Raw genomic sequence first — 19,674 nt, 5'->3', positions numbered from 1 at the left:
GTGAAGTCCGTTCAGGCGGCGAGACAGCCTTGCGCGCGCAAGGCGGCGAGCACAGGCAGAAGCGGCAGTCCGAGAATGGTGAAATGATCGCCCTCGATCCGCTCGAAGAGATGGGCGCCGAGACCCTCGATCTGGTAGCTCCCGACGCTCGCCAGGACGCCCGGGCTGGCCACAGCAAGATAGCGGGTGACGAAGCCCCGGTCGAAAGCCCTCATCGCCAGGCTTGACGAGCCCACTCCCTCCGCCACGACCTCTCCCTGATGCGCGAGCGCGAAGGCCGCGTGCAGCCAGTGGGACCGGCCCGCAAGCTGCATGAGCTGGTCAGCCGCCTGCGCCGGATCCGTCGGCTTGTGGAAGCGCCTGCCTTCGCAGTCGAGCGTCTGATCCGCGGCCAGGACGAAGCGGGCGGGATAGAGAACGGAGACAGCCCGGGCCTTGGCATCGGCAAGGGTTTTCGCCACCTGCTTGGCAGAGACATCCTGCGCGTCCAGAGACGCCTCGATCGCTCGCTCGTCGACGCCTGGCTTGACCACGTCGACCGGGATGCCGATGGCCGCCAGCATGTTCCGGCGCGTCACGCTGCCGGAGGCCAGCACGAGTGGCTCGCGCTGCAGCCAGAGCGTCCGGTCGCTCATGTCGCGATGAACTTCATGCGATGATCGCGCAGGAGATCGAGGATGGACGCGGCAGTCTCCTCGATCGAGCGGCGCGTCACATCGATCACCGGCCAGCCCTTGCGCGCACAGAGGCGGCGCGACTGGGCGACTTCGTCGGCGACGGAGGCGGGGTCGACATAGGCGGTTTCGTCGTCCGCACGCAGCGAGAGCAGCCGGTTCTGCCGGATCTGGACGATCCGGTCCGGGCTTGCGACCAGCCCCACGATCAGCGGCTTCCTGGCGCTTTCCAGGTCCGCGGGCAGCGGCATGTTCGGAACCAGCGGGATGTTGGCGGTCTTGATGCCGCGATTGGCGAGGTAGATCGAGGTCGGCGTCTTCGACGTGCGGCTGATGCCGACGAGGATTACGTCAGCGTTTTCAAGATCGCCGCCCATCTGCCCGTCATCGTGCAGCAGCGTGTAGTTCATCGCGTCGATGCGGCGGAAATACTCGGTGTTGAGCACGTGCTGCGCGCCCGGCTTCGTCGCCGAGGCCTGGCCGAGATAGGACTGGAACAGCGATAGCACAGGCTGCAGAACCGAAAGGCAGGGACAGCCGAGCTCGCGGCAGAAATTCTCGAGCTTCTCCTGCCATTCCGGTTCCACGAGCGTGTAGAGCACGACGCCGGGCGAGGATTCGATCTCCGCCAGCACACGGGCCAGCTGCGCCTCCGAGCGCACCAGCGGATAGACATGCTCGATCGCGGAAACGGTTTCGTATTGAGCCGCGGCGGCACGGCTGACCGCAATCAGGGTCTCGCCGGTCGCGTCGGAGACCAGGTGCAGATGGAAATAATTGCGGCCCACGGCAACTCCCAAGACCAAGGCGATCCTTTTGCTCTCTAGCCCGCCGCGCACCGAAAGAGAACCGTCACGCGGGGGAGAGGCGGTCCGCCGGGTTATCCCGTCCCCTCGGGAGGAGTGTGGACAAACAGGCCGCCCGGCAGGCTTCGCGGCGGCCGCCTGTATAACTCCCCGGATCCATCAACAGGCGCGCGGCTGTGCATGGTAAAGAAAGTGTTTCACGTGAATCATTTTGCCCGCGCCGGCGCCGGCGCCGGATTCCATTCGTTAAGAAAGTCTTAACGCCTATCGGAGGGACCCGCCGCGCCGCGACCTGACGTCCCACTGCCTGTGGAGCGGTTGTGGATAGGATTGCATCCGGGTATCTGGCCCATCCAAGAGTCAAAGAAAGAAGAGTCTTTCATAGATTCTCTTTTAGGAAGGACTGGGGATGGACCGCCCAGAAGGCTCGGCGACGAGCGAGACATCCCGCTTTCTGCGTGCGCTGAACGGCGAGGCGCAAGCCGTCCCTCCCGTCTGGCTGATGCGCCAGGCCGGCCGCTATCTGCCGGAATATCGCGAGGTCAGGGCCAAGGCCGGCAGCTTCCTGTCACTGTGCTACAATCCCGAACTCGCTGCCGAGGTCACCCTGCAGCCGATCCGCCGCTTCGGTTTCGATGCGGCCATCCTGTTCTCGGACATCCTGGTCATTCCCCAGGCTCTCGGCCAAGCGCTCTGGTTCGTCGAAGGCGAGGGGCCACGGCTCGAGCCGGTCGCGACCCATGAGCGGCTCGCCGAGATCGACCGGGCGGCCGATGGCGCGAAGCTCGCACCGATCATGGAGACCGTCACGAGGGTGCGAGAGGCCCTGCCCAGCGGAACCGGCTTCATCGGCTTCTGCGGCGCGCCCTGGACGGTGGCGACCTATATGGTCGCCGGTCGCGGTACGCCGGATCAGGGGCCAGCCAAGGCGTTGTTCGGCGCTGACCCCGCGCTCTTCCAGGCGATTGTCGACCGCATCGTGGCAGCCTCGATCCGCTATCTCAACGCGCAGATTTCGGCCGGCGTCGATGCGGTCCAGATCTTCGATAGCTGGGCCGGCTCGCTCGATGCCGATGATTTCCGGCGCTGGTGCGTGGCGCCGACCCGGCGGATCGTCGAGGGTGTACGCGCTGCCAACCCCCATGCCAGGATCATCGGCTTTCCGCGCGGAGCCGGCCAACTCATTCCGGATTACGTCCGGCAGACCGGCGTCGATGCTGTCGGCCTGGAGACCGAGATCGACCGGGCTTTCGCTGCAGCCGAAATCCAGAGCCTCGTCCCGGTGCAGGGCCATCTCGACCCGCAAGTGTTGCGTGCCGGTGGTCCGGATCTGGAGCGCGATGCGGAGGCCATTCTGGCGGCGTTCGGCGACAGGCCCTTCGTCTTCAATCTAGGCCATGGCATTTTGCCTGACACGCCGATCGCTCATGTCGAGCGGCTATTGAAGACCGTTCGAGGCTGAGGAGCACCGGCGATGTATGAATGGATCAAGGCATTCCACGTCCTCGCAGTCATCTCGTGGATGGCGGGAATGCTCTACCTGCCGCGGTTGATGGTCTACCACGCCGAGTCGCAGAAGGGCTCGATCCAGTCCGAGACCTTCAAGATCATGGAGCGCCGGCTGCTCAAGGGCATCATCAACCCGGCGATGATCGTAACCTGGGTGCTCGGCCTTTACCTCGCCTGGTCGGCTTTCGACTTCAAGGGAGGCTGGCTGCACGGCAAGATCCTGCTGGTGCTGATCCTGTCGGGCATCCACGGCTATCTCGCCGGCCGCGTCCGCGACTTCGCCAATGACCGCAACACAAAGTCGTCCCGCTTCTACCGGATCATGAACGAGGTGCCCGCCGTGCTGATGGTCGGCATCGTCATCCTGGTCATCGTGAAGCCGTTCTGAGAATCGGCACGACCTGCGTCGTCCTTTCCGCTTGAGCCGGCGCGCGATTCCCGGTATCAGGACACGCGCTTCTCCAGCGTCCTTCCTGTTATCGACTGTTGAGAGCCGGCTGCGTCGCAGTCGCTCGCGGTGCGAGCCTCCCGCACAGGCTCAGGCCCGGTCGATCGTTCCAGTACAATCCCCTTCCCTGCCATCGCAGGTTGATACGATCCGGGTGCCCCATGCGGGAAATCAAGCTCCAAGAGCTCAAGAGCAAGTCGCCGACCGAACTTCTGTCCTTCGCGGAGGAAGTCGAGGTCGAGAACGCCAGCACCATGCGCAAGCAGGAGCTGATGTTCGCCATCCTGAAGCAGCTCGCCGCTCGCGAAACCGAGATCATCGGCGAAGGTGTCGTCGAGGTCCTGCAGGACGGCTTCGGCTTCCTGCGCTCCTCCGACTCCAACTATCTGCCCGGCCCGGACGACATCTACGTCTCGCCGACGCAGATCCGGAAGTTCGGGCTGCGCACCGGCGACACCGTCGAGGGCCCGATCCGCGGACCGAAGGATGGCGAACGCTATTTCGCCCTGCTCAAGGTCAACACGATCAACTTCGAGGATCCGGAGAAGATCAAGCACAAGATCCACTTCGACAACCTCACCCCGCTCTATCCGGACGAGCGGCTGAAGCTCGAGGTGCAGGACCCGACGAAGAAGGATTTCTCGCCGCGCGTCATCGATATCGTCGCGCCGATCGGCAAGGGCCAGCGCGCTTTGATCGTCGCGCCGCCGCGGACGGGTAAGACCGTGCTGTTGCAGAACATCGCGCAGTCGATCACCACCAACCACCCCGAGTGCTACCTCATCGTGCTGCTGATCGATGAGCGGCCCGAGGAAGTCACCGATATGCAGCGCTCGGTGAAGGGCGAGGTGGTGTCCTCGACCTTCGACGAGCCGGCCTCCCGCCACGTTCAGGTCGCTGAAATGGTGATCGAGAAGGCCAAGCGCCTGGTGGAGCATGGCCGCGACGTCGTGATCCTGCTCGACTCGATCACCCGCCTCGGCCGCGCCTACAACACCGTCGTCCCCTCCTCCGGCAAGGTGCTGACCGGCGGTGTCGACGCCAATGCGCTGCAGCGGCCGAAGCGCTTCTTCGGCGCGGCCCGCAATATCGAGGAAGGCGGCTCGCTGACCATCGTCGCTACGGCGCTGATCGATACCGGCTCGCGTATGGACGAGGTGATCTTCGAAGAGTTCAAGGGCACCGGCAACTCGGAAATCGTGCTGGACCGCAAGGTGGCGGACAAGCGCATCTTCCCGGCGATCGACATCCTCAAGTCCGGCACCCGCAAGGAAGAGCTCATCACGCCGAAGTCGGACCTGCAGAAGACGTATGTGCTGCGCCGCATCCTGAACCCGATGGGGCCGCAGGACGCCATCGAGTTCCTGATCGACAAGCTTCGCCAGACCAAGCAGAACTCGGAATTCTTCGACTCGATGAATACCTGACGCATCGCGCATCCGGTTCGATCACAACCGCCGTTTCAGCGCCCGGCTGCTGAAGCGGCGGTTTTGTTTTGGGCCCCTGGGCCTGTTCATGGTGAGCCTGCGCGCCCGCGACCCGGAACTGCCGGTGTCAATGCTGTGGCCCTACCCCCGCGGTAGGGCCTTGGCGTGATCGGCACTACCAGCCATACCCGTTAGATTCGGCCGCGTAACGATGCCTGCGCGCGTCGCTTCGCGCCTTGATGTCCGCCGGCGCCTCGTTCATCAGCAGGAGCTCTGTCGCTGGTTCAGCCCATGACCCAATCCTTCCAGCCAACCATCGTCGCGCTTTCCTCCGCACCCGGCCGAGCAGGGGTCGCGGTCCTGCGCATCTCGGGTGCGCGAACCCGATTCGCCATCGAAACGATCTCTGGCACCCTGCCCCCTCCACGCATCGCGAGCCTCCGCAAGTTCAGGGATCGAGCCGGAGAGACGATCGATCAGGGCCTGCTGCTCTACTTCCCCGGCCCGGCGAGCTTTACAGGAGAGGACGTCGCTGAACTGCATCTCCATGGCTCGCAGGCGGTTCTCGCTGCGATGTTGTCGACCCTGACGGCGCTTCCTGGGATCAGGCTGGCGGAAGCCGGCGAATTCACCCGTCGCGCTCTGGAGGCAGGCAAGCTTGATCTCGCCGAGGTCGAAGGCCTCGCCGACCTGATCGATTCGGAAACGGAATGGCAACGGCGGCAAGCCTTGCGGCAGATGGAGGGGGCCCTCGGCCGCCAGGCAGCCTCCTGGCGCAGCTTGCTGATCGAAGCGGCGACCGCCCTCGCCGCCGATCTCGACTTTTCGGATGAGGGCGATGTCGGCGGGCCGCTTCAGGAGACGGCGGTGGAACTCGCCCGGCAGGTTCTCGCCTCGCTCCGTCAGGCGCTGGGCAGCTTTGCGGCCGGCGAGCGCGTGCGGGACGGCTTCGTCGTGGTGCTGGCCGGACCCCCGAACGCCGGCAAATCGAGCCTGCTCAATGCCCTGGCGCGACGCGACGTGGCCATCGTGTCGCCGGTTGCGGGGACGACGCGCGATGCGATCGAGGTGCGGCTCGATCTGGGAGGCCTGCCTGTCATCCTGGTCGATACCGCAGGCTTGAGGGAGAGCGCCGACCCTGTTGAGATCGAGGGTATTCGGCGCGCACGGGCACTGGCCGAGCGCGCAGACCTTCTCCTCAGCCTGCGGGCAATCGATTCGCCCCCGTTTCAACTGCCGGATGCGGTTCGGTCTATCGCAATCGCGACCAAGTGCGACCTCGGCGGCGCGGCGAGAGATGGCGAACTGCCAGTATCGGCAATGACAGGACAGGGTCTGCCGGACCTGTTGGCGCGGATCGCGGAGATGTTGGGGACGAGCCAGGCTGCGGAACCGGCCCTGCTGACTCGCGAGCGCCACCGCCAGGCCGTCTTCGCCGCCGTGGCTACCCTGGAGCGCGTCGTGGAAGCGCGGCACGGGCACAATGAACTGCTGGCCGAGGACATCCGCGTCGCCATTCGCGAACTCGAGCGGCTGGTCGGGCGCGTCGGGGTGGAAGACGTCCTCGACCAGATCTTTGCCGGATTCTGCATCGGCAAATAGCGGTTTTTGACGCAGTGACTGACGGCGGCGTTGACCCTGCCGCGTCGCTTCGATAGCGACAAGGCATGTCGATCGAACAAGCCTATGATGTGATCGTCGTGGGCGGCGGCCATGCCGGGACGGAGGCTGCTGCCGCTGCGGCGCGTTTCGGTGCCCGCACGGCGCTGGTGACGCACCGGCCCGAGACGATCGGCGCGATGTCCTGCAATCCCGCTATCGGCGGTCTGGGGAAGGGTCATCTCGTCCGCGAGATCGACGCGCTGGATGGGGTGATGGCGCGGGCGGCCGATCTTGGCGGTATCCAGTTCCGCATGCTCAACAGGCGCAAGGGGCCGGCTGTGCGCGGGCCTCGCGCCCAGGCCGACCGCAAGCTCTATCGGCTGGCCGTGCAGCAGCTCCTCGCGGAGCAGCCTGGTCTCGATATCGTCACCGGAGACGTGTTCGACCTGAGCTTGGACAATGGACGGGTGGCCGGTGTCATTCTCGCGGATGGGCGTCGATTCGCTGCCGGAATGGTCGTCTTGACGACGGGGACTTTCCTGCGCGGCCTTATTCATATCGGGGAGACCCGCATTCCGGCCGGCCGGATCGATGAGGCGCCGTCTCTGGGTCTTTCCGCGACGCTGGAGCGCCATGGCTTTCCCTTCGGCCGCTTGAAGACCGGGACACCGCCGCGGCTCGATGGACGGACGATCGACTGGGCGGGGCTCGAGATGCAGGCCGGCGACGAGCCGCCGGAACCCTTCTCGGCTCTCACGGAGAGCATTCGCAATCCCCAGATCCGATGCGGCATCACGCGGACGACGCTCGCGGGCCACGAACTCATCCGCGCGAACCTTCATCGCGCGCCGATGTTCTCCGGGCAGATCGAAGGCCGTGGCCCGCGCTATTGCCCCTCGATCGAGGACAAGGTCGGCCGCTTCGGGGACCGCGACGGGCATCAGATCTTTCTGGAGCCGGAGGGTCTGGACGACGACACCGTCTACCCGAACGGCATCTCCACCTCTCTGCCCGAAGACGTCCAGCTTGGCCTGCTGAAGACGATCCCCGGTCTGGAACGGGCCAGGATGGTGCGGCCGGGCTATGCGATCGAGTATGATTTCATCGACCCCCGCGCGCTGCGCAACACGCTGGAAACACGCGCGATCGGCGGGCTATTCCTGGCAGGGCAGATCAACGGCACGACAGGCTACGAGGAAGCGGCGGCTCAAGGGCTTCTGGCGGGGCTGAATGCAGCGCGTCGGGCGAGTGGCGCCGAGCCCGCCGTTCTGGACAGGGCCCAATCCTATATCGGCGTCCTCGTCGACGACCTGGTGACGCACGGCGTTACGGAGCCGTACCGAATGTTCACCTCCCGGGCCGAGTTCCGGCTTTCACTGCGGGTCGACAATGCAGACGAGCGCTTGACGGCCCTCGGCGGGCGCCTCGGAATCGTCGGGACAGGGCGAGCTCAGGCCTTTGCTCGGCGGCAGGCTTCCATCGAGACGCTCCGCTCGCAGTTGCAGGAACGCAGCCTGACGCCACAGCAGGCGGAAGCGGCTGGGATTCAGCTCAATCGCGACGGCGTCCGCAGGACGGCCTATCAGATCCTGTCCCATCCCGAGATCGGGTTCGACCGGCTCAAGGCCGTCTGGCCGGAGTTGGGTGAATATCCGGAATCGGTGATCGCGCGGGTCACGGCGGATGCCGTCTATGCGGTCTATCTCGATCGGCAAGAAGCCGAGATCCAGTCCTATCGCCGCGACCAATCTTTGAAAGTGCCGGGCGATCTGGACCTCAACGCCATCTCCGGGCTCTCGAACGAGTTGAAAGCGAAACTGGCTATGACCCGGCCCTCCGATCTCGCGCAGGCGGGCCGCATCGAGGGCATGACACCAGCGGCATTGACGCTGCTGGCGGCGCATTCCCGCAAAGCCCGGCAGTTGTCCACAGGGGCGCCGTGACTGTTGATAACGCCGACCGCCGGCGCGCTTTGCGCTTGACGCCTGTTTCACGTGAAACAGAGGAGCGCCTCGCGCTGCTGGTGGCGGAGCTCGAGCGCTGGCAGGCGGCCAAGAATCTGGTGTCTTCCGCCACGCTCGCGGATGTCTGGACCCGCCATATCGCGGATTCCCTCCAGTTGTTCTCACTGGCGCCAGACAGCCGCCGCTGGCTCGATCTCGGCTCAGGCGGCGGTTTCCCGGGGCTCGTGATCGGCATCTGCCTTGCCGAGGCTGGCGAGGGTCAGATCGACCTTGTCGAGAGCAACAGCAGGAAATGCGCCTTCCTGCGCCACGCGGCGCGGGTGACCGGCGCGAGGGTGCGGGTGCATCCATCCCGCATCGAGGATGCGATCGGGAATTTTACCGGGAAGGTCGATGTCGTCACGGCGAGAGCCCTGGCGCCCCTGCCCCAGCTGCTCGGCTGGTGCGAAGAGCTGTTGAGAACAGGCACGCTCGGCCTCTTTCCCAAGGGACAACATCTAGATGCGGAATTGACCGACTCAGCCAGATATTGGAAGATTCAGGCGACGACGGTTTCCTCCGTGACAGATGACGCTGCGCGAATCCTGGTGGTTCGCTCGGCTGAGAGACGAGCCGATTCATGACCGAGCCATCTATCGTGACGAATCCGCGCCGCCCGCGGGTGATTGCGCTCGCCAACCAGAAGGGCGGCGTCGGCAAGACGACGACGGCGATCAACCTGGGAACCGCGCTCGCTGCCATCGGCGAGAAGGTCCTGATCGTCGATCTCGATCCGCAGGGGAATGCCTCGACCGGCCTCGGCGTGGATCGGCGGAGCCGCAAATCCTCGACCTACGACGTCCTCTGCGGCGATGTCGGGTTGGGACAGGCGATGCAACCGACGGCCGTTCCCGGCCTGTCGCTGGCACCTTCCACGCTTGATCTCCTCGGCGTTGAGATCGAAATCGCCTCCTCGAAGGACCGTGCGCACCGCCTCAAGAACGCCATCGACGAGCTGGTCTACGACCAGCGTTGTCAGGATCTGACCTATGTGTTGATCGACTGCCCGCCTTCGCTCAGCCTGATCACCATCAATGCCATGACGGCCGCCGATGCCGTGCTCGTGCCGCTGCAGTGCGAGTTTTTTGCGCTGGAGGGTCTGAGCCAGTTGCTGAAGACCGTCGAGCAGGTCCGTGCCGGTCTCAATCCGCGCCTCGTCATTCAGGGCGTGGTGCTGACGATGTTCGATCCGCGCAACAACCTCTCCGGCCAGGTCATGGCCGATGTGAAGAGCTTTCTGGGCGACAAGGTCTACGAGACCGTCATTCCGCGCAATGTCCGCATCTCCGAAGCGCCGTCCTACGGCAAGCCGGCGCTTCTCTACGATCTTCGCTGCTCCGGCTCGCAAGCCTATCTGCGATTGGCGTCTGAAGTGATCAAGCGCGAGCGCTCCCTGCGCGCCGCGGCCTGAACGAGGTTTCAAGGATATGGCGATGGCCGAAGAACAGGGGCGTTCCCGCCTGGGCCGCGGACTGGCGGCGCTGATCGGAGATGTCGGCGAGGAGATCGGGGCAATCGAACGGGCCCGTGGCCAGCGTCGCGTGCCGGTCGAGTTCCTGCGGCCGAGCGCGCGCAATCCGCGGCGCAGCTTCACCGAGGCCGATCTGGAGGATCTGACGGCGTCGATCAGGGACCGCGGGATTCTGCAGCCCATCATCGTCCGGTCGATTCCGGGTATGCTCGATGCCTATGAGATCATCGCCGGCGAACGGCGCTGGCGGGCGGCGCAGAGGGCGGAACTGCATGACGTCCCGGTGATTCTGGTCGAGGCGGACGACCGCGAGGCACTCGAAATTGCCATCGTCGAGAACGTCCAGCGATCCGACCTCAACGCGATCGAGGAAGCGGCGGGCTATGAGCGGCTGATCGCCGAGTTCGGCTATACCCAGAACGATCTGGCGCGCGTCATCGGCAAGAGCCGGAGCCACGTCGCGAACACGCTGCGGCTCTCGAAGCTGCCGGAGCCGGTGCGCGCGATGGTGAGCGAAGGCGCCGTTTCCGCTGGACATGCCCGCGCACTGCTGTCCGTTTCGGATCCGGAATTCATGGCGAAGAAGATTGTCGCGGAGGGCCTGAGCGTCCGCGATATCGAGCGGATCGTGCAGGACGAGGCACGCGGCGAGACCAAGTCGGCCGTCCCCGCTGCGAAGCCGAGGCCGGAAAAGGATCCCGATACCCGCGCGCTGGAGAAAGCTCTGGAGGAGGCGCTGGGCCTTTCCGTCAGCATCGGCCACCGCGCCAGCGGCAGCGGCGAGGTCAAGATCGGGTACAAGACGCTCGAGCAGCTCGACGCGCTCTGCCGCCGCCTGAAAGCCTGATCAATCGCTGCGGTTGCTGCGGGCAAGCCGGGCCAAGGTCCACAGGGCACGGGTCGCGCTGGCGCGGCCCGTTTCGCTGTTCTGGCGCGTGGTCAGCACCGCCGTGCCGAGCAGGTCGACCGCCTCCGTCAGCTTGGCGCTGTTCCAGGCAGCCAGGGCCGCTTCTGTGGTGGCGATGCGCGGATAGGGCAGGCGCATCGTGCCGACCACTTCCTTGATGCCGCGCCCGGCCTCGACGCTCTGGCGCGCCTTCAGCAGGATCAAGGCCTGCCGCAAGACGGCGCCGAGCATGACGCCGGGGTCCAGCCCTTCGCTGCTGAGCTTGGCCTGGGCGAGATCGAGCACCGGAAGCCTGCCGGCGAAGACCGCATCGACCAGCATCGCCTGCTCGCGCTGGGCCGTATCGCCGACGACCGCCTCGATATGGGCGTCAGTCACCGCGGGGTCGCTCCCGACATAGAGCAGCAGCTTCTCGAGCTCGCGCCGGGAGGTCTGCCGGTCGCCGCCGAGGAGGCCTGCGAGATGGTCTCGGCTGTTGCGGTCGATGGATTTGCCGGCAGCGCGGACCATCTCGTCGATGATCGAGCCGAGATCGCGCGCCGCATCGCCGTAACACGGCACCACCAAGGCCGTCTTGGCGCGCTCGCAGGCCGTTCGCAGCGGATTGGTCCGCTGCAGGTCGCCCGCCTCGATGACGACGATGGCGTCCTGAGAGGGCGCGGTCAGCAGCGGTTCGACCGCAGCGAGCAAAGGCTTGCTCGTCGGTGAGACGCGGATCGAGCGTCGGCCGCCGAACAGGCCGATCGTGTTGGCCTCATCGACCAGCTTGAGCGGATCGGCGGCGACACTATCCCCATCCATGCGAATGAGCTGGAAGGCATCCTGCGGGTCGTCGACGCTGTTGCGCGCCAGCGTGGCCGCCCGCTCTGAAACGAGCCCGGCATCGGGGCCGTAGAACAGGATCAGGCGCCAGGCAGGATCGAGGCGCGCAAGCGTTCGATCCGCTTCATGCGCCTTGATCGCGACCATCGGGCGTCAGCGGGTGAGGTCGGCGGAGATCTGGCCGCGGATCAGCCCGGCGAGATTCTTGGCGGCCCGGATCTGCGCATCGCGGGCGGCCCGGACCACGGCGAAGCGCTGCGACGAGCGCTCATAGGGCTCACGCACCGAATTCGTGCCGGAGGAGACGACTTCGCCGCCGGCGATCTTCGTCACTCTCCAGGTCGCGGTCACGTTCAGCACGGCCGAGTCGGCACGTCCATTCGCGTAGTCGACCGAGACGACCTCGACGGAATCGGCGAGCGTCGTCTCGAATTTCATCGTCTTGGCTGCGTCGGGCTCGTTGCCGCCGTCGAACTCGAAAACGAGTTCGTTGCGGAGGTAGTGGCCCATCAAGCCCTTGATCTCGGGGAATTCGATCGCCCGCAGGGCCGAGCGGACGCTGCCGCCGACGGTACTGGCGGTATTCTCCGCATAGAGGGGGCGGAAGCAGCCCCCTGCGAGCGCGGCGATGCCGAGCGCGGCCAGAAGCGCGACGCGGCGGCGGTTCGGGCGCGAGGCCGGGATCTCAGACGACGACATTCACGATTCTCCCGGGAACCACGATGATCTTGCGGATCGGGCGGTTTTCGAGCGCCTTCAGCACGGCTTCATGACCGCGCACCGCAGCCTCGACCGCCACCGTATCGGCATCGGCAGGCACAGTCACCTCCGCCCGCTTCTTGCCGTTGATCTGCACGGGGAGGGTGATGCTGTCGTCCTTCAGCAAAGCGGCCTCGGCGTCGGGCCAGTTCGCTTCCCCGATCAGGCCCGGCTGGCCCAGCGCCTGCCAGCATTCCTCGGCCAGATGCGGCATCATCGGCGCGACCAGCTGGACGACGATCGCGGCGGCCTCGCGCAAGGCAAAGGCGATATCGGCGTCGAGGTCCACCGTCTCGGCCGCGGCGTCCAGCGTCCTCCCGATGGCGTTGGTCAGCGTATAAACATGGGCGATGCAGCGGTTGAAGGCCAGGCGCTCGATATCGGCGCCGACCGCGTCGAGAGCCCGATGGGCAGCCTTGCGCAGAGTCAGCGCAACGTCTCCGAAGTGCTGAGGCATGGTGCTGCCGCCGGCCGTCCGCTCGGCGATCTCGCCGACCAGACGCCAGAGGCGCTGCACGAAGCGGGCGGCGCCCTGCACGCCCTCGTCGGTCCAGATCACGTCGCGGTCCGGCGGCGAGTCGGAGAGCATGAACCAGCGGGCGGTGTCGGCGCCGTAGGAAGCGATGATGTCATCGGGATCGACGACATTCTTCTTCGATTTCGACATCTTCTCGATCGGGCCGATCTCGATGACAGCCCCGGTCTCGACATCGAAGCCCTTGCGGTCGGCGCCCGATACCTCGATCCGCACATTGCCGGGCTCGACCCACTCGCCGTTGGCGGCCCGGTAGGTCTCGTGCACGACCATGCCCTGGGTGAACATGCCGGCGAAGGGCTCGTCCAGGCCGGCATGGCCGGTCTTCTTCATCGCGCGGGTGAAGAAGCGGGAATAGAGCAGGTGCAGGATCGCGTGCTCGACGCCGCCGATATACTGGTCGACCGGCAGGAAGCGGTCGACCGCCTTGCGGTCGGTCGGGCTGTCGGTGCGCCACGGGTCGGTGAAACGGGCAAAATACCAGGACGAATCGACGAATGTGTCCATCGTGTCCGTTTCGCGGCGCGCCGCCTTGCCGCATTGCGGACAGTCGACATGCTTCCAGCTCGGATGATGGTCGAGTGGATTGCCCGGCTTGTCGAAAGAGACGTCGTCCGGCAGCTTCACCGGCAGGTCGGCGTCCGGGACCGGAACCGTTCCGCAGGCGGAACAATGGATGACCGGGATCGGGCAGCCCCAGTAGCGCTGGCGCGAGATGCCCCAGTCGCGCAGGCGGAAATTGACCTTGCGCTGGCCTATGGGGCGGTTGCCACGGGTTTCGCTCTCCAGCCGGCGAGCCACCTCTTCCTTCGCTTCCGCAATCGTCAGACCGTCGAGGAAACGGGAATTGATCATCCGGCCGTCACCGTCATAGGCGGTGTCGGAGATGATGAAGCTGGCCGGATCTGTGCCCTCGGGTGCGACGACGGGAGTGTTGCCGAGCCCGTATTTGTTGACGAAGTCCAGGTCGCGCTGGTCATGCGCCGGGCAGCCGAAGATTGCGCCGGTGCCGTATTCCATCAGGACGAAGTTGGCGACATAGACCGGCAGCGTCCAGTTCGGATCGAGCGGATGGACGGCGCGCAATCCCGTGTCGAAGCCGAGCTTCTCGGCCTTGTCGATGTTTTCCTGGGCCGTCCCGGTGCGCTTGCATTCGTCAACGAAGGCCTGGAGCTCCGGATTGCCGACGGCGAGCGCCTTGGCGATCGGATGATCGGGTGCGATGGCGACGAATTTGGCGCCGAACAACGTGTCGGGCCGGGTCGTGTAGACCTCGACCTCGTCCTGCCTCGCGGGATTCGATTCGAGCGCGAAACGAACCAACAGCCCTTCCGAGCGGCCGATCCAGTTCTTCTGCATCAGGCGGACCTTGTCGGGCCAACGGGTCAGGCCATCGAGCGCATCGTGCAGTTCCTGGCCGAAATCGGTGATCTTGAAGAACCACTGCGTCAGCTCGCGGATCTCGACCGGGGCGCCGGAACGCCAGCCGCGGCCGTCGATCACCTGCTCGTTGGCCAGCACGGTCTCGTCCACCGGATCCCAGTTCACCTTGGCGGTCTTGCGGTCGACCAGCCCGGCCTTGAGGAAGTCCAGGAACATCTTCTGCTGATGGCGATAATAGCCCGGATCGCAGGTTGCGAGCTCGCGGCTCCAGTCCAGGGACAGGCCCATGGACTTGAGCTGGGTGCGCATCGTCGCAATGTTCTCGTAGGTCCACTCGCGCGGATGGACCTTCTTCTGCTTGGCCGCGTTCTCGGCCGGCAGGCCGAAGGCGTCCCAGCCCATGGGGTGCAGCACTGCAAAGCCCTTGGCCCGCTTGTAGCGCGCCACGACGTCGCCCATCGCGTAGTTGCGGACATGACCCATATGGATGCGTCCCGACGGATAGGGAAACATCTCGAGGACATAGTAGCTCGGCCGCGGATCGTCGTTCCTTGTCTCGAAGAGCTTCCGCTCATCCCAGACGGCGCGCCATTTCGGCTCGGATTCTTTCGGATTATAGCGTTCGGCGGCCATTGGTCTAAGGCATTCTCGGGTGTCTGCCGGCCTCGGACGCGCCGGCGCAGGAGTCCTATGTGAGAAACCGCATGCCGGTTTTCCACATCTTGTTCTAGGACACCATTGCGCGCACGCGGTCAACGGCGCGCGCGGCATGGAAGGGGTTGCGATGAGCGATACGGTGACACGTCTGGAGGCCGTGCGGGCCTCGGTCGCGCGGGCGGCGCGGGATTTCGGGCGCCAGCCCGGGAGCGTCACCCTGGTCGCAGTGTCCAAGACGAAGCCGGCCGAGCAGATCGTCGAGGTGCTGGAGGCCGGCCAGCGGGTGTTCGGCGAGAACTATGTCCAGGAAGCCAAGGCGAAATGGCCGGCGCTGAAGCAGCGTTTTCCCGACGCCGAGCTGCACATGGTCGGCCCGCTGCAGTCGAACAAGGCCCGCGAGGCGGTGGAGCTCTTCGACGTCATCCAGTCGCTGGACCGGGAAAGCCTCGCCAAGGAACTGGCGCGGGAGATCGCCCGCTTCGGCAGGGCGCCTCGGCTGTTCGTGCAGGTCAACACTGGCGAGGAGGCGCAGAAGGGCGGCGTTGTGCCGGGCGAGGTCGACGCCTTCCTTGCGCGCTGCCGCGAGGTGCATGGCCTGGCGATCGAGGGGCTGATGTGCATCCCGCCGGCAGACGAGCCGCCCTCGCCCCATTTCGGCCTGCTCGCCAAGATCGCTGCCCGGAACGGGCTCAAGGGCCTGTCGATGGGCATGAGCGCCGATTACGAGGCGGCGATCCAGCTCGGCGCGACTCATGTTCGCGTCGGCAGCGCGATCTTCGGGGAACGATCAGCCTTCAGCGCACGCGGATGACGCAATGCCGCGCCAGCCGCGGCAGGACCTTGGCGAAGACGTGCCCCTTGACCGCGACGCAGCCTGCGGTCGGCGTGAAGCCCAGGCGGGCGAGATGCCAGAAGATGGCGCTGCCGCGTCCGCGCCGCACCGGCCGGTCGTTCCAGCCGAGCTCGACGATAACGTCGTAGAGATGGTCGGCGCGCTGCAGCCGCTCCTCGGCCTCGCCAGGCGGGCGGTCGATCAGGCGGTTGTAGCGGCGGTCCTGCTGATCGTCGCACCAGGCGTCGCGCGGGCCGATCTTTCGGAGGGGCAGCAAGGTGCGGGGACGCTGGAGCCGGTCGGCCCGATAGAAGACGCGCCGCAGCGGCAGGTCCGTCCGGGGGGTGCCGCCATCGCCCTCGCGCTTGTCGGTTCGGATGCCGGTGCGGCCGAGCGCACAGGGAAAGGCCGCCGCGCCCGCGATGAGAAAGCCCCGGCGGCGGTCGCGCACCGAGGCAAAAACCCGCAGGGTTGAGAGCCTGCCGGGGCCGGCTCCAGCGTGGTTCCTTTGCTTTCTCAAGGGGATTGCAGCCTTATGTGACTTGCGATGACGACTCAGCGGCCTCATGTTGCCCTATCCTAGCGTCCGAGCGAACAGCCGATGTCCGTCGCCCATCATCTTCTTCTGGTCGATGACGATCAGACCCTGCGCGACGCGCTGGCCGAGCAGCTTGCGCTCTACGAGGAATTCCGCCTCTCCACCGCGGGCGATGCCGCCGGCGCGATCAAGGCGGCGCAAGGAGAGCGTATCGACCTCGTGATCATGGATGTCGGCCTGCCCGACATGGACGGGCGCGAGGCCGTGAAGGCGATGCGCAAGAGCGGCTTCAAGAGCCCGGTGGTGATGCTGACGGGCCAGGGCTCGGATGCCGACACCGTTCTGGGGCTGGAGGCTGGCGCGAATGATTACGTGGTGAAGCCCTTCAAGTTCGCTGTGCTGCTGGCGCGCATCCGGGCCCATCTGCGCCAGCACGAGGCGAGCGAAGACGCGATCTTCCAGGTCGGCCCCTACACCTTCCATCCCGGCTCGAAGCTCCTGGTCAGCGAAAAGGGGTCCAAGACGAAGCTGACCGAGAAGGAGACGGCGATCCTGCGCTTCCTTTACCGCGCGGGGCGCAAGCCGATCGCCCGGGAGGTGCTGCTGCAGGAGGTCTGGGGTTACAACAGCCAGGTGACGACCCATACGCTCGAAACCCATATCTACCGGCTCCGCCAGAAGATCGAGCCCGATCCGGGTCATGCGCGGCTGCTGGTGACCGATGCCGGCGGCTACCGGCTGAATCCCTGACGAATGTCGCTCGACGACGACATGGCGCTTCTGGCCCGGCAGCCCTTGCTGAGCCTCATGGAACGCGACGCCTTGCGGCTGCTCGCCTTCGCGGCCGAAAGCCGCACGCTGCGGGCTGGCGACGTGCTGTTCCGCGCCGGCGAGGCTTCGGACGGCGCGGTGCTGGTGGTGTCGGGCGCGCTGGCGCTGGCCACCGCGGACGATGGAAGGCCGGCGAACGAGATCGTGGGCCCTGGCGCGCTCGTCGGCGAGCTCGCGCTCTTCACCTCCGTTCCCCGGCAGGCGACCGCGATCGCGCGCGAGCCGACGCAGGTGATGCGGCTGCCGCGCAGCGTGATGCGGCGTGTCCTTGGCGAATCGCCGGCCTCGGCGGAGGCGATCGCCGCCGCGATCGGGGACAGGCTGCGAGGCTTCGTCGGCGAGCTTTCGACCGTGCAGAAGGCCCTGTCCGCGCTCGATGAAGGCTGATTCGGCCTAGAGTTCCAGCGTCACCGTGACCGGGACGTGATCGGAGGGGCGCTCCCAGCCGCGGGCCTCGCGCAGGAAGGTGAGGTCGCGCAGCGTCGGCTTCAGGGAATCCGACAGCCAGATATGGTCGAGGCGCCGGCCGCGATTGGAGGCTTCCCAGTCCTGGGCGCGATAGCTCCACCAAGAATAGAGCTTTTCCGGCTCGGGCCGCAGGGTGCGGGCAGCGTCCGTCCAACCCAGCTCGGAGCGCAACTTTTCCAGGGTGGTGGTTTCGATGGGCGTATGGCTGACGACGTCGAGGAGCTGCTTGTGGCTCCAGACGTCGTGCTCATAGGGCGCGATGTTGAGGTCGCCGAGCAGGATCGCCGGCCGGTCTGTCGGCTTTTTCGTCATGCCCCAGACGCCGATCTCGTCAAGAAAGGCGAGCTTGTGGGCGAATTTTACGTTCTTCTCCGGATCGGGAATGTCGCCGCCGGCCGGAATATAGAAATTATGGATCGCGATGCCGGCGGCAGGGCCCGCAGCCGCGTCGAGCGTCACGGTCATGTGGCGGGCATCGTTGCGGCCGCACATCGACATCGCCTCCTTCTCGCTGAAGGGAAGCCTGGAGAGGATGGCGACGCCGTTATAGCCCTTCTGGCCGATGAAGGCCTGGTGGACATAGCCGAGCTGATGGAAGGCCTTGGCCGGGAACTGCTCGTCCGGCGTCTTGGTCTCCTGCAGGCAGAGGATGTCCGGGGCGTAGCGCGTCAGGAACTCGCCGACCATGCCGATGCGCAGGCGAACGGAGTTGATGTTCCAGCTGGTGACGGTGAGTTGCAAAGGCATGGTTCCGGCGTAAGGACGGCCGGAAACTGGGTCGGACGGGCCTGAAAAGCAAGCGCCTTTGGCGCCGCGCCGCGGCTCAGAGCTTGCGCTGGTAGTCGATCACGAAATTCTTCGGATCGGGCCGGCGCTGGGTGTCGAGATCGTAGAGAGCGACGGAGGTCTGGTAGCCCTGTGGATCGACCACGACCCATTGCTTCAGCTCGTTGCTGGCGAGGTCGAATTTCAGTGTGATCTTGGAGGTTCCGCCGAGCGTCGAGCGGTCTTCCAGCCGGACCGACAGGACGCCGGCATCGATGCTGGCGCCGGTGATGGTGCCTTCGCGGCTGAGATCCATTTTTTCGCGCACGAGGAATTTCAGCGGGGTCTGGCCCAGCGAATACAGGTCCTGCGTCGCCAGCCGCGTGTCGCGCACCGCGACCGACGTGCCGTCGGCGATGATCTCGGTCGTCGAGGGCGGATCGTATTCGAAGCGCATCTTGCCCGGACGCTGGATATAGATGCGGCCCTCGAGGCGCTTTCCGTTCGCTGCGAACTGGATGAAATTGCCCTGGAGCGTCGTGAAGCTGTTGAGATAGGCGTTCAGCCGCTCGATGGCCTCTTCCTGGGTCGCCGGGGCGGCGAATTTTGGCTTGGCCGGACTGGCCGCGGACTTGATGTCCGGCTTGCCCGCCTCGACCGCCGGCACCGGACGGGGCGCCTGCGCCGCGGTGGCGCTCGCGGGCACGGCTGTCGGGACGTCGTTGATGGCGGCGCGGGCCTGGCCGAGATCGGCCGGCCTGACCGGAGGAAGTGGGATACGCTTCGGGCCTGCCGGCTTGGCGGCCGGTTTTGCCGAGGCAGGCGGCTGGAGCTGGAGCGGCTGAGCCTGTGCGCTGCCGGCCATCGCAGCGCAGCCCGCGACCGCCATCGCCAGAACCGATGCCCGAATGATCGGGAGCCTTGTCATCAGCGAACCTGCTCCATTGTTGCGCCGCGATCCGTGCGGTGGCCTGGTCCGCTCCGGTCTTCACCGTGTTCAGAAGGCCCAACGTCGGCCGGTCCACACAGGTTGCAAGGCCCTGGTGGCAATTTGAGGACCAAGGTTACCGGAAACAAGCCCCTGCGACGCCAGATGTCGTATCGCCGGGAATCAGTCTTCACCCTGCCCCGGGGTCTCCACGAGGATCTCTCTTTTTCCGGCGTGGTTTGCGGGTCCGACGATGCCTTCGTGTTCCATGCGCTCCATGATGGATGCGGCGCGGTTGTAGCCGATCTG

General features: G+C 65.8%; 19 protein-coding genes. 11 read left to right on the top strand and 8 right to left on the bottom strand.

Going from position 1 to position 19,674, the window contains the following annotated elements:
- Positions 1–11 precede the first annotated feature (11 nt).
- Together BW981_RS20720 and BW981_RS20715 are read right to left on the bottom strand one after the other, a co-directional pair.
- Complete coding sequence (locus BW981_RS20720) at positions 12–635, bottom strand: Maf family protein (protein WP_076442676.1); 624 nt, start codon at positions 633–635, stop codon at positions 12–14.
- Positions 632–1,462: a pyruvate, water dikinase regulatory protein gene (locus BW981_RS20715; RefSeq protein WP_076442674.1), complete on the bottom strand. Its 831-nt coding sequence runs from the start codon at positions 1,460–1,462 to the stop codon at positions 632–634. The genes BW981_RS20720 and BW981_RS20715 overlap by 4 nt, the downstream gene beginning before the upstream one ends.
- A 427-nt stretch (positions 1,463–1,889) precedes the next feature.
- Here BW981_RS20715 and hemE point away from each other — a divergent pair, with 427 nt between their 5' ends.
- The 8 genes from hemE to BW981_RS20675 all read left to right on the top strand — a co-directional run bounded on the left by hemE (position 1,890) and on the right by BW981_RS20675 (position 10,787).
- A complete protein-coding gene (hemE, locus tag BW981_RS20710; RefSeq protein ID WP_076442672.1) occupies positions 1,890–2,942 on the top strand; it encodes a uroporphyrinogen decarboxylase in 1,053 nt (350 codons plus the stop codon).
- 12 nt (positions 2,943–2,954) lie between these two features.
- The gene (gene hemJ, locus BW981_RS20705; protein ID WP_083712541.1) at positions 2,955–3,377 is read left to right on the top strand and encodes a protoporphyrinogen oxidase HemJ; all 423 of its coding nucleotides are present in this window, start codon (positions 2,955–2,957) and stop codon (positions 3,375–3,377) included.
- A gap of 221 nt (positions 3,378–3,598) precedes the next feature.
- Positions 3,599–4,864 (top strand): transcription termination factor Rho, encoded by a 1,266-nt coding sequence (gene rho / locus BW981_RS20700; RefSeq protein ID WP_076442670.1) that lies wholly within the window; start codon positions 3,599–3,601, stop codon positions 4,862–4,864.
- A 291-nt stretch (positions 4,865–5,155) separates the two neighbouring features.
- On the top strand, positions 5,156–6,466 hold the full coding sequence (gene mnmE / locus BW981_RS20695; protein ID WP_076442668.1) for a tRNA uridine-5-carboxymethylaminomethyl(34) synthesis GTPase MnmE: 1,311 nt from the start codon (positions 5,156–5,158) through the stop codon (positions 6,464–6,466).
- A gap of 65 nt (positions 6,467–6,531) precedes the next feature.
- On the top strand, positions 6,532–8,409 hold the full coding sequence (gene mnmG / locus BW981_RS20690) for a tRNA uridine-5-carboxymethylaminomethyl(34) synthesis enzyme MnmG (RefSeq protein WP_076442666.1): 1,878 nt from the start codon (positions 6,532–6,534) through the stop codon (positions 8,407–8,409).
- A 29-nt stretch (positions 8,410–8,438) separates the two neighbouring features.
- Complete coding sequence (rsmG, locus tag BW981_RS20685; protein WP_244560407.1) at positions 8,439–9,053, top strand: 16S rRNA (guanine(527)-N(7))-methyltransferase RsmG; 615 nt, start codon at positions 8,439–8,441, stop codon at positions 9,051–9,053.
- Positions 9,050–9,880, top strand: a complete 831-nt coding sequence (locus tag BW981_RS20680) for a ParA family protein (protein ID WP_076442662.1) — start codon at positions 9,050–9,052, stop codon at positions 9,878–9,880. Before rsmG ends, BW981_RS20680 begins: the two co-directional genes overlap by 4 nt.
- Before the next feature lie 22 nt (positions 9,881–9,902).
- The gene (locus tag BW981_RS20675; protein ID WP_076442708.1) at positions 9,903–10,787 is read left to right on the top strand and encodes a ParB/RepB/Spo0J family partition protein; all 885 of its coding nucleotides are present in this window, start codon (positions 9,903–9,905) and stop codon (positions 10,785–10,787) included.
- Here the strand turns inward: BW981_RS20675 and holA are convergent, their stop codons facing one another.
- The 3 genes from holA to leuS are packed head-to-tail and all read right to left on the bottom strand — an operon-like array spanning position 10,788 to position 14,979.
- Positions 10,788–11,816 carry a DNA polymerase III subunit delta gene (gene holA, locus BW981_RS20670; protein ID WP_076442660.1) on the bottom strand — a complete coding sequence of 343 codons (1,029 nt, stop codon included), beginning with the start codon at positions 11,814–11,816 and terminating at the stop codon, positions 10,788–10,790.
- Between the two features lie 6 nt (positions 11,817–11,822).
- Positions 11,823–12,368: an LPS assembly lipoprotein LptE gene (locus BW981_RS20665; protein ID WP_076442658.1), complete on the bottom strand. Its 546-nt coding sequence runs from the start codon at positions 12,366–12,368 to the stop codon at positions 11,823–11,825.
- Entirely contained in the window at positions 12,355–14,979 is a 2,625-nt protein-coding gene (gene leuS / locus BW981_RS20660) for a leucine--tRNA ligase (RefSeq protein ID WP_076442656.1), read from the bottom strand. The genes BW981_RS20665 and leuS overlap by 14 nt, the downstream gene beginning before the upstream one ends.
- 151 nt (positions 14,980–15,130) lie before the next feature.
- On the opposite strand from leuS, the gene BW981_RS20655 reads away from it, so the two are divergent.
- Positions 15,131–15,814 carry a YggS family pyridoxal phosphate-dependent enzyme gene (locus BW981_RS20655; protein ID WP_083712540.1) on the top strand — a complete coding sequence of 228 codons (684 nt, stop codon included), beginning with the start codon at positions 15,131–15,133 and terminating at the stop codon, positions 15,812–15,814.
- On the opposite strand, the gene BW981_RS20650 is transcribed toward BW981_RS20655, so the two are convergent.
- Positions 15,798–16,286, bottom strand: coding sequence for a L,D-transpeptidase family protein (locus BW981_RS20650; RefSeq protein ID WP_244560406.1), 489 nt, complete (start codon positions 16,284–16,286; stop codon positions 15,798–15,800). The two genes, BW981_RS20655 and BW981_RS20650, sit on opposite strands and share 17 nt — an antisense overlap.
- 150 nt (positions 16,287–16,436) lie before the next feature.
- On the opposite strand from BW981_RS20650, the gene BW981_RS20645 reads away from it, so the two are divergent.
- Together BW981_RS20645 and BW981_RS20640 are read left to right on the top strand one after the other, a co-directional pair.
- Positions 16,437–17,123, top strand: a complete 687-nt coding sequence (locus BW981_RS20645) for a response regulator transcription factor (protein ID WP_076442650.1) — start codon at positions 16,437–16,439, stop codon at positions 17,121–17,123.
- Positions 17,124–17,126: 3 nt separating this feature from the next.
- Positions 17,127–17,591, top strand: a complete 465-nt coding sequence (locus BW981_RS20640; RefSeq protein ID WP_076442648.1) for a cyclic nucleotide-binding domain-containing protein — start codon at positions 17,127–17,129, stop codon at positions 17,589–17,591.
- Positions 17,592–17,597: 6 nt separating this feature from the next.
- Here BW981_RS20640 and xth read toward each other — a convergent pair whose 3' ends face one another.
- Positions 17,598–18,413 carry an exodeoxyribonuclease III gene (gene xth / locus BW981_RS20635; RefSeq protein WP_076442646.1) on the bottom strand — a complete coding sequence of 272 codons (816 nt, stop codon included), beginning with the start codon at positions 18,411–18,413 and terminating at the stop codon, positions 17,598–17,600.
- Positions 18,414–18,495: 82 nt separating this feature from the next.
- The gene (locus BW981_RS20630; RefSeq protein WP_076442644.1) at positions 18,496–19,365 is read right to left on the bottom strand and encodes a LolA family protein; all 870 of its coding nucleotides are present in this window, start codon (positions 19,363–19,365) and stop codon (positions 18,496–18,498) included.
- Between the last annotated feature and the right edge of the window lie 309 nt (positions 19,366–19,674).

This window comes from Allobosea sp. TND4EK4, from assembly GCF_900156025.1.
Taxonomy (GTDB): Bacteria; Pseudomonadota; Alphaproteobacteria; order Rhizobiales; family Beijerinckiaceae; genus Allobosea.
Note: the sequence above shows the minus strand (reverse complement) of the source record. Positions and strands in the feature narration are given on the sequence as shown.